Source organism: Azotobacter tropicalis (assembly GCF_059739045.1).
In genome coordinates this window covers 4,371,366-4,387,500 of sequence record NZ_AP046059.1, presented here as the reverse complement: position 1 = coordinate 4,387,500, position 16,135 = coordinate 4,371,366, and the positions used below count along the sequence as shown (strand labels likewise).

Sequence of the window (16,135 nt, the reverse complement as noted above, 5' to 3'; positions counted from 1 at the left end):
ACCGTGTCTCAGTTCCAGTGTGACTGATCATCCTCTCAGACCAGTTACGGATCGTCGCCTTGGTGGGCCATTACCCCACCAACTAGCTAATCCGACCTAGGCTCATCTGTTAGCGCGAGGTCCGAAGAGCCCCCGCTTTCTCCCGTAGGACGTATGCGGTATTAGCGCGAGTTTCCCCGCGTTATCCCCCACTAACAGGCAGATTCCTAGGCATTACTCACCCGTCCGCCGCTCGCCGGCAACCCGAAGGTCCCGCTGCCGCTCGACTTGCATGTGTTAGGCCTGCCGCCAGCGTTCAATCTGAGCCATGATCAAACTCTTCAGTTCAAATCTGCAGGATCCGAAGATCCGATTTTCGGCTCAGCAATCGCAAATAAACTCACGAATTCACGAGTCACTTGTGTTGCTGACAATCTTTCGATCACCAGTCTTACCCACAAGCACCCACACGAATTGCTTGATTCAACTTGTTAAAGAGCGTTTCGCTTGAGCTTTCGTCTCAACCGAGGCCGCGCATTCTACAGCAGCCTTTCGTCCTGTCAAGCGCCTTGCCGAATCGTCTTGCTTTGTCGGCACCGCCTGCCTTGCCTGCCCGACACCCTTTAGCCAACCCCTTGATTTTCAAGGAATTCCGCAGCAGCTGCCCGGCAAGTGGGGCGCATTATAGGGCCTCGACGCGCAACGTCAACAGGAAAGTAGCCATTATTAGCACTACAGTTGCATATTTATATGCTTATTTGCCTTGATGATCTTCCTTCTGGCAAGGGAGATCTCAGATGATTCATGCTTCCATCGAAACCATTTTGGAGCTATGGGCCTCGTCGCTGCAGGACGTCAAGCAGCGCATTAGGCCCTTGTTCACTCAGGAGCGCGTAGCCGCTTCTGCAGCCTTGTTTCTGGATGGCCTGTTGGGTGCCGAGCCGCGCAAGACCGGCTGGATGCGTGCCGAGGCAGCGGGTGATCCCGGCCCCTGGCGACAACAGGCCATTCTGGGGCGCGGCCGCTGGGAGGCCGATGCCTTGCGCGACCTGGTTCGCGACTATGTGCTCGAGCAACTGGCCGACGACGAAGCCGTTCTGGTCCTGGACGAGACGGGCCTTCTCAAGCAAGGCCGTACCTCTTGCGGCGTTGCTCGCCAGTACACCGGCTCGGCCGGCAAGATCGCCAATTGCCAGATCGGCGTCTTTGCCGCCTATGTTTCGCGTCACGGACAGGCCTTCATCGACCGGGCCCTGCATCTGCCCAGGGACTGGACGGCAGACCCCGAACGCCTGGCCGCCGCCCATGTGCCGGAGGACATCGGGCTCTCGACCAAACCCCGGCTGGCCCAGGCCATGATCGAGCGGGCCATCGCAGCGAATACGCCGTTTGCCTGGGTAGCCGCCGACAGCGTCTATGGTGTGGGCCATCTCGAGACCGCCCTGCGACGTGCCGGGTGCCGGGTGCCGGGTGCCGGGTGCCGGGTGCCGGGTGCCGGGTGCCGGGTGCCGGGTGCCGGGTGCCGGGTGCCGAGAAAGGCTATGTGCTGGGCGTCAAGGGTACTCATGCCGTCAAGGCCTGGATCGACCGGCCCTGGATCTCCGGCACGGCCGAGCAGGTGGCGCAGGCGTTACCGCCCTCGGCCTGGAGGCGCTGTTCGGCGGGCGAAGGCAGCCAAGGACCGCGCCTGCATGACTGGGCCTACCTGGAACTGGCGGACCTGGAGGCCAGTGACTACGACTCCCCCGCAACGGGTGTCTGGACACGTGGCCTGCTGATCCGTCGCTGTCTGGTTGGCGGAGAACTGGCCTATTTCACCACGTGGGCACCGGCTGGAACCCCTCTGGAGAAGCTGGCCTGGGTGGAGGGCCATCGCTGGTCGATCGAGAGCGCCTTCGAAACGGCCAAGGGCGAGCTGGGCCTTGATCACAACGAAACCCGCTCCTGGCATGGCTGGTATCGCCATGTCTCGCTGGTCATGCTGGCCTTTGCCCTGTTGGCCCGGGTACGCCATCAGGCCAACGCCCCGGCCCCCAAAACCATCCAGCGGCTGATCGCCCTGACACATCCGAACTGATCCGCTGGTCCATGCGGGAAATCCGGCGAATGGCTACCCGGCTGGCCCAACGACCAATCGCGCCGGCTCACCTCATGGCTTGGTCGCTCTGGCGCAGGAGGCACCCGTTCAGGGCCCAGCAAGCGCATATGAAGGTAAAAATGCAACTGTAGTGCTAGGTTCTGTTGACGTATCAGCGCAGCCATAGCAAAACAGCCGCAAAAGCCAGCATTCCCTTGAAATGGCTGGCCCTCTTCTCATAGCGAGTGGTGATCCGCCGGTAGTGCTTCAGCTTGCCGAACAGGCACTCGATCACGTGCCGCTCCTTGTAGAGATGCCAGTCGCAGGAGCGTTGCTCGATGCGGTTCCGCCTGGCGGGAATGACGGCCTGGATCTGGCGCTCCTTCAGCCAGGCCAGAAGCGGGTTGGCGTCATAGCCCTTGTCGGCCAGCAGTGCCGACGTGGCGATCCCCGCCATGAGTGGGATCGCCTGGCTGATATCGGCCGCTTGGCCTTCCGTCAGGATGAAGCGAATCGGTAACCCCAGCGCATCGGTCAACACATGGATCTTGCTGCTGAAGCCTCCTCGCGAACGCCCCAGTGCCTCCTGGGCCGCAGTACTGCTGGCCGCCCCGGCTGCACAGGCATGGGCACGCACGACGGAGCTGTCGATGCAGACGTGCTGAAGGTCGGCGTCCCGAGCCAGTACCGAGTGAAGCCGGTCCCAGATGCCGAGCCGGCACCAGCGGGTGAAGCGTTTGAAAATGCTGTTCCAGGAGCCGAGGCAACGAGGCAGCATCCGCCATTGAGCGCCGCTGCGTAGTATCCAGAGCACCGCCTCGACAAAGCGGCGACAGCCGAGAGTGCGGGTCAGCCGGATCCCCTTCGTGGCGCTCAGCAGACTTTGGATACGGGACCCGTCGGTATCGCTCAGACGGCTTCTGTCAGTCATGGCAAAAGCCCAGTTTTAGCACTGGGCTTGCGTCAACAGAACCTAGCAGGCTTCGAGGCTAATTCCTGCGCAATCTCTCCCGCATGGCTTTGCTATACAGCATCATCGTTGATTGGTATCAGATTCAGGCGCCGGCGGAGTAGTCGGGGTTGATGGGGTCGGGGTCGGCGCCGGAAGAGTGCTCGGAGCGGGTTCTACCGGCCTATCCTCAATAGTCGGGCTCGGTGGAGGACTAGCGGGAGCGGGTGGTGCCGTTACCTTGTCGTCTTTCGAGGAGTCACAGGCTGCTAGGCCCAAGGTTGCTGTCAGCAGTATGGCGTAAGCAAAGGATTTATGCATAGGGATCTCCTTGATGAGCGATCACGCTAGTCCGTTCGAGCACCCCAACGCCATGAAGTTCAATGGACGACTATTGCATTCGTCATGCATGGCCTATGAGGCAAGGGAGTTGAGTTTATTTATGACTATCGTTCTATGAAGTCTATTGCACCATAGACTATGGTCGCTGCTATTGCTCAGCTATCTGTCCGAAGAAGTGAAATGCCAAGATGGAGATATTTGGCCTTTTTAGGACTGCTACATAGATTCAATAGTTATTAATGGTTATAAATTCATTTCTGAAGCATAAGGTGAAGGCTTGGCTGGCCGGTATGGTGCATTCCGATACGCCAGCTTGAGCGGGTGAACAGAAAAGATTTTTGCATAGGAATACCGAATGGATGAGCTGCTGATCCTGGGAGGCTTGCTATTGATTTTTAGCGGGTTGACTTGGCTGATTAGGCGGGCTTTTTCGGTAAGTCTGTTCTGGGGCTTGGGAGCCTTGCTGCCGCCGATGACGCTAATCTTCATGCTGTTCAAATGGCGAAAGTCTTCCAATCCAGTGACGTTGATAGCTTTGGGTATCATCCCTTTGGTCGTAGGTTTCGCTATGCTGGCCAACCGTGACGCCGAGCGGCTAGATGCGATCCTGCGGTTAGATTGGCTTAAGGGGGATATCGATATAAAGCTGGTGCCTGAGCTTGGGATACATCTGTATGGTGAGCTCAATGGACGGCCGTTCACTCCGCAAGAAGGAGAGTTAATTGGAGACGTGTTGACTCTGCGCGAGCATGATAATTCTTCTACGCGACGGGAGATCAAGATCTATCTATCCTCTACACCGTCTGGCCCGGTGCATATCAATATCCTGCCCGAAGACCAAGGGCAATTGCCTCGGATTGAGCTCATAGGTTCAGCTTCGGATTTAACTCAGCCAGAGTATCAGCGACTTGATCGAGGGTACACCTTGCACCTTGATCTTGGTCACAAGGAGCCAAATCTGCTGGTCGGTGATTTTCATTTGGTTTTGCCAAAGCGATTCCAAACGAGTCTGAGCGGCCGGGTTGAGTTGTTTGCTAACCGACTACGATATCGCCATGGAAAAATCGATCTTCATTTTGACTCAGAAGAAACACTTGATTATGTGATCAAAGAACATTTAGTGCGTCGCTTCGCGACGGATATGGTATATCTCTATAAAACTTCCCGCGTTTCATTGCCTGCTAGGCAGTTGGAGGTTGATGTGGAGGCTTCTGTCAATAATAAGATGCATCGTATTCGTTTGAATATGAGCAAAGATGAGTTGCGTGGCTGGCAGGTCGAAGGAGATCGATTTCCTTCGCTTCCTTCTGCTATCGGCAAGTCGGAGAGCGCTGCCGTGGTCAAGCTCCAATCGAGTGTGGCTCCGGGGACAGCTGATAAAAAGCAGAGTTTCTCTTTGCAGCGTCTACAACTCAGTCCGATCGAGTTCCAGCAGTTACGTATGCGTATCATCACTGTGGAAGGGGGAACTGCCGACGGAGTTTTTGCGAAAATCGATGAGAATGGATACCTCGTCTTGCAGCGCCACCTGCGAGGTGGGGGGAGTGCTAGCTACAAGCTCAGCCCACAGAGCATCCAGTCTATCGAGTTGCTGGACCCTTGAGGCCTCACCCGCATCGGGCTGCTTGAAATCCTGCCGCGATACCCCATCTACAGGATAATTATTGGATTTCGGCATATGCCATCTGTATGGAGTCAGACGACCATGAGTGTGGAAACTCAAAAAGAAACGCTGGGCTTCCAGGCCGAGGTGAAGCAATTGCTTCATCTGATGATTCATTCGCTCTATTCCAATAAGGAGATCTTTCTCCGCGAGCTTATCTCCAACGCTTCCGATGCTACTGACAAGTTGCGTTTTGAGGCCTTGTCCAAGCCTCAGTTGCTCGAAGACGATGCGGAGTTGAGAATTCGCATAAGTTTTGATAAGGACGCCAAGACCATCACGCTTGAAGACAATGGTATTGGTATGAGCCGCGAAGAGGCGGTCACCCATTTGGGAACCATTGCCAAATCTGGTACAGCCGATTTCTTGAGAAGCCTTTCTGGTGATCAGAAAAAAGATGCTCATTTGATTGGCCAGTTTGGTGTGGGTTTTTATTCTGCCTTTATCGTTGCTGACAAGGTCGAAGTGTTCAGTCGTCGCGCTGGTTTGCTAGCCAGTGAGGGTGTGCATTGGGCATCTCAAGGCCAGGGAGAGTTTGAAGTTGCGACAATCGAAAGGCCGGAGCGTGGAACCAAGGTCGTCCTGCATTTAAAAAGTGGAGAGGAAGAGTTTGCTGATGGGTGGCGCTTGCGCAATATTATTAAAAAATACTCCGATCATGTCGCTTTGCCCATTGAACTGCCAAAAGAAAGCTTTGGTGATGAGAAGGACGGCTCGGCTGCAATCGCATGGGAAACTGTGAATCGTGCCAGCGCTTTATGGACTCGTCCCCGTGGGGAAATAAAGGATAGCGAATATCAAGAGTTCTATAAGCATGTGGCTCATGATTTCCAAGATGCTTTGACTTGGAGTCACAATAAGGTCGAAGGTAAGTTGGAGTATACTTCTCTACTTTATGTGCCGAGCCATGCTCCGTTCGATCTTTATCATCGAGATGCACCAAAAGGGCTGAAACTTTATGTGCAGCGCGTGTTCATCATGGATCAGGCAGACGAATTTCTGCCTTTGTACCTGCGTTTTATCAGGGGGGTGGTGGACTCCAATGACCTATCGCTGAACGTATCTCGTGAGATTTTGCAGAAAGATCCTATCATCGACTCGATGAAGTCAGCGCTGACCAAGCGGGCGCTGGACATGTTGGAAAAACTGGCCAAGAGCGAGCCAGAGCAATATAAGAGCTTCTGGAAAGCCTTTGGTCAGGTACTCAAGGAGGGACCGGCAGAGGATTTTGCCAATAGAGAGCGCATCGCGGGTCTTTTGCGCTTTGCTTCGACACGGGATGAGTCTAGCGATCAGTGTGTCTCCTTGGCAGATTATGTGGGGCGAATGCATGCAGGGCAGAGCAAGATTTACTACCTCACAGGCGAAAGCTACATTCAAGTGAAAAATAGTCCTCATCTGGAAATTTTCCGCAAGAAGGAGGTGGAGGTTCTGTTACTGACCGACCATATCGATGAGTGGTTGATGGGATATCTCACTGACTTCAATGAAAAGCAGTTCGTTGATGTTGCGCGAGGCGATTTGGATCTTGGTGAGTTGAATTCAGACGAAGACAAGCAGGTTCAAAATGAGGTCGCCAAGGCCAAAGAGGGGTTGGTTGAGCGGCTGAAAGCAGTGCTTGGTGAGCAAGTGGCTGAGGTTCGGGTTTCGCATCGTTTGACCGAGTCGCCTGCAATTTTGGCCTTGGGTGAGCAGGATCTTGGTCTACAAATGCGCCAGATTCTAGAGGCTAGTGGGCAAAAGATTCCTGATTCCAAACCAATTTTTGAAATTAATCCTATGCATCCATTAATTTTAAAGCTTGACTCTGAAATTGATGAGCGTCGCTTTAGTGATCTTGCGCGCGTGCTCTTTGATCAAGCTGCACTAGCAGCGGGTGATAGCTTGAAAGATCCCGCTGATTATGTACGGCGTCTAAATAACTTATTGATAGAGCTTTCTATTTAATGCGATTTCAGCCAATACCCTGTTCAAGTAGTGAGAGCTGCTTGCAACCTTGATAGGCACAGACTTACTCCATTACCTAGACAATGGCCGGCGGGCGTTCGGGTCTATGAATCGCTCGCTTGCCATGTACCTAGATGTTTGGTCCCGGGGAGTACTGGTCTATAGTATGAGCCTCTCTCGGAGGATGATCCATGGCTCATGGTTCTTCACAAACGCGCCACGACCACGCACGCCATTCGAGCAGAAATACAGCGATTACGAGTTTCGATCGCGACGCTGAGCCGATGCTACCACCTCAACCCCAAGACGGTTCGCAAATGGCGCAGTCGCGACACGGTTGAGGATGCGCCCATGAGGCCCAGCGCCCCGCGCTCGACCTCCCTGACACCGCTACAGGAAGCCGCCGCACTGGTGTTCCGAGAGAAGATGCTCCTGCCTCTGGAGATTGTCTGCATGCGCTGCAACGAACCATTCCCACGCTGACTCGCTCGAGCCTGTACCGCCTCTTCCGGCGCCACGGTGTCAGCCAGCTGCCTCGTGCGAGCGAGCCGGGCCAGGAGAAAAAGCCCTTCAAACGTTATCCGCTGGGTTATCTGCACATCGACATCACTTAGGTTCCGTTGACGCAAGCCCAGTGCTAAAACTGGGCTTTTGCCATGACTGACAGAAGCCGTCTGAGCGATACCGACGGGTCCCGTATCCAAAGTCTGCTGAGCGCCACGAAGGGGATCCGGCTGACCCGTACTCTCGGCTGTCGCCGCTTTGTCGAGGCGGTGCTCTGGATACTACGCAGCGGCGCTCAATGGCGGATGCTGCCTCGTTGCCTCGGCTCCTGGAACAGCGTTTTCAAACGCTTCACCCGCTGGTGCCGGCTCGGCATCTGGGACCGGCTTCACTCGGTACTGGCTCGGGACGCCGACCTTCAGCACGTCTGCATCGACAGCTCCGTCGTGCGTGCCCATGCCTGTGCAGCCGGGGCGGCCAGCAGTACTGCGGCCCAGGAGGCACTGGGGCGTTCGCGAGGAGGCTTCAGCAGCAAGATCCATGTGTTGACCGATGCGCTGGGGTTACCGATTCGCTTCATCCTGACGGAAGGCCAAGCGGCCGATATCAGCCAGGCGATCCCACTCATGGCGGGGATCGCCACGTCGGCACTGCTGGCCGACAAGGGCTATGACGCCAACCCGCTTCTGGCCTGGCTGAAGGAGCGCCAGATCCAGGCCGTCATTCCCGCCAGGCGGAACCGCATCGAGCAACGCTCCTGCGACTGGCATCTCTACAAGGAGCGGCACGTGATCGAGTGCCTGTTCGGCAAGCTGAAGCACTACCGGCGGATCACCACTCGCTATGAGAAGAGGGCCAGCCATTTCAAGGGAATGCTGGCTTTTGCGGCTGTTTTGCTATGGCTGCGCTGATACGTCAACAGAACCTAGCAGTCGATCAACGCATATTCCACCTCGTCCATGACAGCACCCAGTCAGTCTGCCTGCCTGGTTATTCAATCCTGGTGCCCAAGGCCTCCGCATGGCGTTTCCGCACCTTGCCATAGTCCTGCATGCGTCATGGACATTCGAATCGGAATTGACCGACTAACCGCATAAGCCTCTGGTCGTCACAATGTCGGCAGACTTACCTCTATCAAAGTACCTACGCACCGATACTGCCGCTCAGGCACCCCAGGCTTCCGATGTCAGCCATCGCGGAAAAATGGCTCGATTTATGAGGGAGGCTAACTACACTTCCACTGAACTTGGAATCAACAGTCCCTGCCTGGCATGGAGGAAGCCGTCCCACTGCCTCGTGTGATGTTTGCTTTTGCTCATGGATAGGGCTCTTCGTATGGACACCCTGAACAATGTTTCCGACTTCTATCTATTGGTCCGCGTCATCGAAGCCGGCGGCTTCACGGCAGCAGCTACTGAAACCGGCATTCCGCGCTCGCGTCTGAGCCGACGCATCATCGAACTCGAACAGCGCCTGGGAGTACGCCTGCTGAACCGCAGCACCCGCAGCTTTGCTATGACCAGTACCGGCGAGCAGGTATACCGGCACGCACTGGGCATACTGGCCGCCACCGAAGCTGCCGAGGGCGCTGCACGCGAAGTGCAAGGCGGCCCGTCAGGGCTGATTCGCCTGGCTGTTCCCAGCCTGTTGCAGGAGGTGCTCGGAGAGCTTCTACTGGGCTTTGCGAGCAGCCAGCCGAAGGTGCGGCTCGCCTTGGGGCTGCATAACAACCACACCGAGCTATCCCTGCAGCGCCACGACCTGTTGCTCTATCTGGAGGGACAGCCACCGGACAGCGCCGATATCGTTGCGCACCCCATCGGTCAGGTGCATTTCGTCACCGTTGCCAGTCCGGAACTCTGCAAACGGCTTGGCCACCTGCGCCATCCCGACGAGTTGGACGACCGCAACTGCCTCGGGTTTGGTCCTCCGCAGGCCATCCGCCCGTGGCTGCTGCGCAATGCTGCGCCACGGCTGCTGCGCCAGTCCTGCTTCAGCAGCGACAACCTGCCCCTCCTCCTCGATGCGGCGCGTAACGGGCTCGGCCTGGCCCACCTGCCGTTCTATGCCTGTGCCGGGGACTTGGCCAGCGGCCGCCTGGTCAGACTGTTCGAAGCCCATGAGCCACCAGCTCTGCCCCTGCTGGCACTCACGCCACCGCATCGAGCCATGACGCCGGCCATCCGCGCTTTGATTCAGTTCATCAGATCGAACCTGGAAGAACTCCAGGAACGGGGAATCGTTCTGACCGGCTGATTCGCAAGGCTCAGCCCGTCTGCTCCGAACGGGCTGAGCCCTCTCTTCCGCCGAAGCAGCGACACGAAGACCGAACAGCGGTCCGATATCCGATCGGCGATCATGAATAGCCGCCCGCCCCTCCAGCAAGAGGACCTTTCCTTCGGCAAGCCGTCCGCCCCGGTCTTCAGCCTTCCTTCTCGGCTTCGCGCTGCTGCAACTGCCACATCCGCGCATAACGACCATTCCGCGCCAGCAGCTCCTCGTGAGTGCCGCGCTCGACGATCTGCCCGCCCTCCATCACCAGGATCTGGTCGGCATTCATCACCGTGGACAGGCGATGGGCGATGACCAGCGTGGTGCGGCCGAGCTGGATGCGCTCCAGTTCCTCCTGAATGGCTCGCTCGGACTGGGAGTCCAACGCCGAGGTGGCCTCGTCGAAGATCAGGATGCTCGGGTGCTTCAGGATCGCCCGGGCGATGGCCACGCGCTGCTTCTCGCCGCCGGAAAGCTTCAGGCCGCGCTCGCCTACCTGAGTGTCGTAGCCGTCCGGCAGGCTCTGGATGAACTTGTGGATGTGCGCGATACGGGCAGCGGCTTCCACCTCCTCGCGGCTCGCCTCCGGGCGACCGTAGCGGATGTTGTAGAAGATGCTGTCGTTGAACAGCACCGTGTCCTGGGGAACGATGGCGATGGCCCCGCGCAGCGAGGCCTGGGTCAGCTGGCGGATATCCTGACCGTCGATGAGGATGCGTCCGCCGTCGACGTCGTAGAAGCGGTAGAGCAACCGGGCCAGGGTCGACTTGCCCGAGCCCGAGAATCCCACGACCGCCACGGTGCCGCCGGCCGGGATCTCGAAATCCACATCGTGCAAGATCTGCCGGCGCGGGTCGTAGCCGAAGCGCACCGACTCGAAGCGCACGCTCGGCCGGGTCGCGGCCAGCGGCCTGGCATCCGGGGCATCCTGCACGTCCTGGCGCTCGTCGAGCAGGCCGAACAGCCGCTCCATGTTGGTCAGCGCCTGCTTCACCTCGCGGTACATCATGCCGAGCAGAAACAGCGGCGCGGACAGTTGCAGCAGATAGGCGTTGACCAGCACCAGGTCGCCGACCGTCATGCTGCCGTCCACCACCCCCGCGGCGGCCAGCCACATCATCGCAGTGACGCCGACCGAGACCAGCGCGACCTGGCCGAGGTTGAGCACCGCCAGGCTGGTGGTGGCCTTGACCTTGGCATTCTCCAGGCTCTGCAGATTCTCGTCGTAGCGCGCCGCCTCGTGCGCCTCGTTGTTGAAGTACTTGACCGTTTCGTAGTTGAGCAACGAGTCGACCGCTCGCTCGTTGGCGCGGGTATCGGCCTCCACCGAGGCGCGATAGTAGCGGGTGCGCCACTCGGTGATGGCGAAGGTCCAGCCCCCGTAGGCCAGCAGGGTGGCCAAGGTGATGGCAGCGAAACGCCAGTCGTAGGCCCAGACCAGCACGGTAGTGACCAGGATCACCTCGAGCAGGATCGGGATGATCGAATACAGGGTCCAGTCGAGCAGCTCGGAAATGGCGTTGCCGCCGCGCTCCACGTCGCGGGCCACCCCGCCGGTGCGCCGGCCCAGATGGAACCTTAGGCTGAGCCCGTGCAGATGGCGGAACACCCTGAGCGTGACCTGCCGCGAGGTACGCGCCATGACCCGGGCGAACACCACCTGGCGCAGCTCGGTGAACAGACTGACGCCGATCCGCGAAGCGCCGTAGGCCAGCAACAGGCCTATCGGCAACAGCAGCAGGCTGGGCTCGACGTTGAGGCTGTCGACGATCTGCTTGAGAACGACCGGTACCAGCAGGTTGAGCAGCTTGGCGACGAACACCAGGCCCAGCGCCAGCAGGATGCGCCACAGATAGGGGCGCAGATAGGGCAGTAAATCGGCGATCACCTTGAAATCACCGCGTGCTTCGCGAGCGCGCTGCAGCGGGGCGACATCGGCAGCCGAATGATCTTGGCTCATGAAAGGTTCTCTCGGCGGCTGGGCGACAGACGACTGCAACCTCGATGGCTGTTGCAGCCGGTCGACAGGGGGGAACTCCATCCCGTCTCCGGGCAGTCTACCGAATGCCGGCCTCGGCACGCAGGCTGCGGAACGACACCGCAGCACGCGCGGGTAAGCCCCCGCAGGACCAGCCCCCTTGTTTTCGCCTTGCGACGGGAGGCGGGAACAGGGCAAGGCGCAAGGAGAAAGGTTTGCTCATTTCCCGGAAACGACAGACAACGCAGCCCCCTCATCCAGCCCGTCGCCACAGCGCTCCCGCTTGCCTCATGGAGCGCTTCCAGCGCATCCGCGCCACCAGCGAATCGATCTGCGCACCGCTGCAGATCGAGGACTACGTCATCCAGAGCATGCCCGACGTGAGCCCGCCGAAATGGCACCTGGCCCATGTCAGCTGGTTCTTCGAAGCCTTCGTGCTGCAGCCCTTCGTACGCGGCTACCGGGCGCTGGACGAGGCCTACGACCACTTGTTCAACTCTTACTACGAGACTCACGGCCAACCCTTTCCCCGGGCCAGTCGCGGACTGCTCTCGCGCCCCGGGGTGGCCGAGGTCTACCGCTATCGCCAGCATGTCGACGCGGCCATGGGCGAGCTGCTCGCCCGGCCGCCGGCGGAGCATGCGGCGGAGATCGCCCGCCGGGTCGAGCTGGGCCTGCAGCACGAGCAGCAGCACCAGGAGCTGCTGCTGATGGACATCCTCCACATCCTTGCGCAGAACCCGCTGCAGCCGGCCTACCGTAGCGATCTGCAGCCGGGCCCCACGCAGCTGCCGGACGAACCTCATTGGCAGGATTATCCCGGCGGCCTGCAGCAGATCGGCCACGACGGCGAGGGTTTCGCCTTCGACTGCGAGACGCCGCGGCACCGCCAGTTCGTCGAAGACTTCCGCCTGGCCAGCCGGCCGGTGAGCTGCGCCGACTACCTCGCCTTCATCGCCGACGGCGGCTATGCCCGCCCGGAACTCTGGCTGGCCGACGGCTGGAGCCTGATCCGCCAGGCCGGCTGGCACGCGCCGCTGTACTGGCAGCGCGAGGACGACCGCTGGCTGGAGATGACCCTGGGCGGCCTGCGCCCGCTGGATCTGCAGGCGCCGGTCTGCCACATCAGCTTCTTTGAGGCCGACGCCTATGCCCGCTGGGCCGACGCCCGCCTGCCCAGCGAAGCGGAGTGGGAGGTCGCCGCCCGCGACCGGCCGATCGCCGGCAATTTCCTCGAGAACGACCACCTGCACCCGGTTGGCGCGCCGCAGGGCGCCGCCATCTCTCAGCTGTACGGCGATGTCTGGGAGTGGACCGCCAGCGCCTACCGTCCCTATCCGGGCTTCGAGCCGCTGCCGGGCAGCCTCGGCGAATACAACGGCAAGTTCATGTGCGGGCAGATGGTCCTGCGCGGCGGCTGCTGCGCCACCCCGCAGGCGCATATCCGCGCCAGCTACCGCAACTTCTTCTACCCAGCCATGCGCTGGCAATTCGCCGGGCTGCGCCTGGCCAAGGAGGCTTGAGCGTGTCACTGCCCATCCATTTCCACGATCAGCGCCCGCAGGATGCCGGCCGCTCCCTGCGCGAGGAAGTGCTCGCCGGCTTCGCCGGACAGCCCAAGGCGACGCCGCCGAAGCTCTTCTACGATCGCCGCGGCTCCGAGCTGTTCGAGCAGATCTGCCGGCAACCGGAGTACTACCCGACACGCACCGAGGAGCTGATCCTCGCCTGCGCCGCCCACGACATCGCCGAGATCGCCGGCCAGGACGCCTGCCTGTTGGAGCTGGGCAGCGGCGCCAGCCGCAAGGTGCGCCTGCTGCTGGAGGCCATGCACCCGGCCAGCTACCTGGGCATCGACATCTCCGAGGATTTCCTGCGCGCCAGCACCCAGCGCCTGGCGGCCGACTATCCCTGGCTGGAAGTGCATGCCGCCTGTGCCGACTTCTCCCGGCCGATGAGCCTGCCGGACGGCTTCGCCGGCGAGCATCCGCTGGCCTTCTTTCCCGGCTCCAGCATCGGCAACTTCGATCCCGAGGAGGCCCTGGCCTTTCTCGCCAACCTCCACGAACTGCTGCCGGAAGGCGGCGGCCTGCTGATCGGCGTCGATCTGCTCAAGAACCGGGACGTGCTGGAGGCGGCCTACAACGACCGGGCCGGAGTCACCGCGGCCTTCAACCTGAATCTGCTGGAGCGCATCCGCCACGAGCTGGACAGCGACATCGCGCCGGACAGCTTCGCCCACCGGGCCTTCTTCAACCAGACCGCCTCACGGATCGAGATGCATCTGGTCAGCCTCCAGGCGCAGGACGTCATGATCGAGAACGAGCGTTTTCATTTCGATGCCGGCGAAAGCCTGCACACCGAGAACTCCTACAAGTACACCGCCGAGGGCTTCCGTGCCCTGGCCGGCCACGCCGGCTTTCGCGCCCTGGCCCTGTGGACCGATCCGCAGGCGCTGTTCAGCGTGCACTACCTGCGACGGGCGTGATCGCTTACTCCGCCGGCGGCGTGCGGCGCTTGAGCGGGGCCAGGCCGTCCTGGCTGACCAGGGCCGGCCCCGCGGGCTTGCGCCGCGGGGCGGCCTTGGCAGCCGGCTTCTTGCCGCCCTTCTTGTCGTCGGGCTTTTTCTTCTTGGTGCCGGCGGCCTTGCCGGAGGCCTTGAGGTTCTTCGGCCCCTGATAGCTACCCTTGAGCTCCTTGATGACGCGCCGCTCGAAGCGTTGCTTGAGATAACGCTCGATGCTCGACATCAGGTTCCAGTCGTTGTGGCAGATCAGCGAGATCGCCAGGCCCTCGGCGCCGGCCCGGCCGGTACGGCCGACGCGGTGCAGGTACTCGTCGCCCGAACGCGGCATGTCGAAGTTGATCACCAGATCCAGGCCCTCCACGTCCAGTCCGCGCGCCGCCACGTCGGTGGCCACCAGCACCCGGGCACCGCCCTGCTTGAGCCGCTCGATGGCCAGCTTGCGGTCCTTCTGGTCCTTCTCGCCGTGCAGGACGAACGCCTTCTCGCCGGCGGCGACCAGATGCCCGTAGAGCCGGTCGGCCTGGGCACGGGTGTTGGTGAAGACGATCGCCTTGCGGTAGCTCTCGTGCTCCAGCAGCCAGTGCACCAGGCGCTCCTTGTGGGCCGGATCGTCCGCCGTGACGATCTGCTGGCGGATGGTCTCGGAGAGTTCGCTGACCGCGTTGAGCATCAGGTGCTGCGGCTCGCGCAGCACCTTGGCGACCATCTCGCGCAGACCGGAACCGCCGGTGGTGGCGGAGAACAGCAGGGTCTGCCGGCGGTTGGCGCACTCCTCGACCAGACGCTGCACGTCCTCGGCGAAGCCCATGTCGAGCATGCGGTCGGCCTCGTCGAGCACCAGCACTTCCACCTCCTTGAGATCGAGATGGCCGGCGTTCAGATGCTCGATCAGGCGTCCCGGCGTGGCGATCAGGATATCCGGCACCTTGCGCAGCAGCGCCGCCTGCACCTTGAAGTCCTCGCCGCCGGTGACCAGCCCCGACTTGATGAAGGTGAACTGCGAGAAACGCTCGACCTCCTTGAGCGTCTGCTGCGCCAGCTCGCGGGTCGGCAGCAGGATCAGCGCGCGGATGCTCACCCGCGGCCGGGCATCGCCGATCAGGTCGTTGAGCAGGGGCAGCACGAAGGCCGCGGTCTTGCCGCTGCCGGTCTGGGCGATCACCCGCAGGTCGCGCCCCTCCAGGGCCGGCGGAATCGCCGCCGCCTGCACCGGGGTGGGCTCGACGAAATTCAGTTCGGCCAGCGCCTTGAGCAGACGTTCGTGCAGGGCGAATTGGGAAAACACGGGGCTACCTCGATCGGGACGGATGAAACGGCTGCATAGCCTAACGTGAGTCGAGGCGGAACTCCCGTGCGGAATGCGAAATGTTGCGCAGCTTCGGATGGGCAGCTTGACGGCGCAGCGGCAGCCTGGCTGCAATGACCTGCGACGCGCCCCTCGGCGCCCAGGAGAGCAACACGATATGAGCAAGACTTTCCGCCTGCTGGCGGCCGCCACCAGCCTGACCTTCGCCGCCGCCGCCCACAGCGCGCCCCCTTCGGAGAAAGGACATCACCAGGGCAACCATCACGAAGGCAGCCATCACAGCGGCGACGACCTGTCGGTCAGGGTGCAGGCGCCCAGCATCGACATCGGCCGGGTGCGCATCGTGCTCGGCGAGAACCGCCGCCTGATCGGCGACGCCCAGCCGCTGCCGCCCGGCATCCGCAAGCAGATGGCCCGCGGCAAGCCGCTGCCGCCCGGCATCGCCAAGAACTTCGACGGCCGCCTGACCAGCCAGCTGCCGCATTACGACGGCTACGAGTGGCGCCAGGCGGGCACCGACGTGGTGCTGGTGACTCTCGCCACCGGACTGATCTACGAGGTCCTCCACGACGTGCTGCACTGAGCCGCCGGC

12 protein-coding genes and 1 rRNA gene (1 of these 13 running past the window's edge) are annotated in these 16,135 nt (G+C 60.7%); 9 read left to right on the top strand and 4 right to left on the bottom strand.

The features are described 5' to 3' along the window. A 16S ribosomal RNA gene (locus Atro_RS20780) occupies positions 1-327 on the bottom strand (it extends 1,208 nt beyond the left edge of the window). A gap of 449 nt (positions 328-776) precedes the next feature. Here Atro_RS20780 and Atro_RS20775 point away from each other — a divergent pair. Beyond that, positions 777-1,757, top strand: coding sequence for an IS701 family transposase (locus Atro_RS20775; RefSeq protein WP_497925458.1), 981 nt, complete (start codon positions 777-779; stop codon positions 1,755-1,757). A gap of 83 nt (positions 1,758-1,840) precedes the next feature. Continuing rightward, positions 1,841-2,056: a hypothetical protein gene (locus Atro_RS20770; RefSeq protein ID WP_497925456.1), complete on the top strand. Its 216-nt coding sequence runs from the start codon at positions 1,841-1,843 to the stop codon at positions 2,054-2,056. A gap of 172 nt (positions 2,057-2,228) precedes the next feature. Here Atro_RS20770 and Atro_RS20765 read toward each other — a convergent pair whose 3' ends face one another. After that, on the bottom strand, positions 2,229-2,987 hold the full coding sequence (locus Atro_RS20765; RefSeq protein ID WP_497925455.1) for an IS5 family transposase: 759 nt from the start codon (positions 2,985-2,987) through the stop codon (positions 2,229-2,231). A 715-nt stretch (positions 2,988-3,702) separates the two neighbouring features. Here Atro_RS20765 and Atro_RS20760 point away from each other — a divergent pair. The 4 genes from Atro_RS20760 (at position 3,703) to Atro_RS20745 (ending at position 9,717) form a co-directional block, all read left to right on the top strand. Continuing rightward, positions 3,703-4,950 carry an MFS transporter gene (locus tag Atro_RS20760; protein ID WP_497925454.1) on the top strand — a complete coding sequence of 416 codons (1,248 nt, stop codon included), beginning with the start codon at positions 3,703-3,705 and terminating at the stop codon, positions 4,948-4,950. Positions 4,951-5,052: 102 nt separating this feature from the next. Further along, positions 5,053-6,957: a molecular chaperone HtpG gene (gene htpG / locus Atro_RS20755; RefSeq protein ID WP_497925452.1), complete on the top strand. Its 1,905-nt coding sequence runs from the start codon at positions 5,053-5,055 to the stop codon at positions 6,955-6,957. A 656-nt stretch (positions 6,958-7,613) separates the two neighbouring features. Beyond that, positions 7,614-8,372, top strand: a complete 759-nt coding sequence (locus Atro_RS20750; RefSeq protein WP_497924510.1) for an IS5 family transposase — start codon at positions 7,614-7,616, stop codon at positions 8,370-8,372. A gap of 424 nt (positions 8,373-8,796) precedes the next feature. Next, the gene (locus Atro_RS20745; RefSeq protein ID WP_497925451.1) at positions 8,797-9,717 is read left to right on the top strand and encodes a LysR substrate-binding domain-containing protein; all 921 of its coding nucleotides are present in this window, start codon (positions 8,797-8,799) and stop codon (positions 9,715-9,717) included. A 166-nt stretch (positions 9,718-9,883) separates the two neighbouring features. Here Atro_RS20745 and Atro_RS20740 read toward each other — a convergent pair whose 3' ends face one another. Further along, the gene (locus Atro_RS20740) at positions 9,884-11,692 is read right to left on the bottom strand and encodes an ABCB family ABC transporter ATP-binding protein/permease (protein ID WP_497925449.1); all 1,809 of its coding nucleotides are present in this window, start codon (positions 11,690-11,692) and stop codon (positions 9,884-9,886) included. A gap of 308 nt (positions 11,693-12,000) precedes the next feature. Here Atro_RS20740 and egtB point away from each other — a divergent pair, with 308 nt between their 5' ends. Next, the gene (egtB, locus tag Atro_RS20735; protein ID WP_497925448.1) at positions 12,001-13,233 is read left to right on the top strand and encodes an ergothioneine biosynthesis protein EgtB; all 1,233 of its coding nucleotides are present in this window, start codon (positions 12,001-12,003) and stop codon (positions 13,231-13,233) included. 2 nt (positions 13,234-13,235) lie between these two features. Then, positions 13,236-14,198: an L-histidine N(alpha)-methyltransferase gene (gene egtD, locus Atro_RS20730; RefSeq protein ID WP_497925445.1), complete on the top strand. Its 963-nt coding sequence runs from the start codon at positions 13,236-13,238 to the stop codon at positions 14,196-14,198. Between the two features lie 4 nt (positions 14,199-14,202). On the opposite strand, the gene Atro_RS20725 is transcribed toward egtD, so the two are convergent. Next, positions 14,203-15,522 (bottom strand): DEAD/DEAH box helicase, encoded by a 1,320-nt coding sequence (locus Atro_RS20725; protein ID WP_497925443.1) that lies wholly within the window; start codon positions 15,520-15,522, stop codon positions 14,203-14,205. Positions 15,523-15,700: 178 nt separating this feature from the next. On the opposite strand from Atro_RS20725, the gene Atro_RS20720 reads away from it, so the two are divergent. Then, complete coding sequence (locus Atro_RS20720) at positions 15,701-16,126, top strand: anti-virulence regulator CigR family protein (RefSeq protein WP_497925441.1); 426 nt, start codon at positions 15,701-15,703, stop codon at positions 16,124-16,126. Positions 16,127-16,135: the final 9 nt, after the last annotated feature.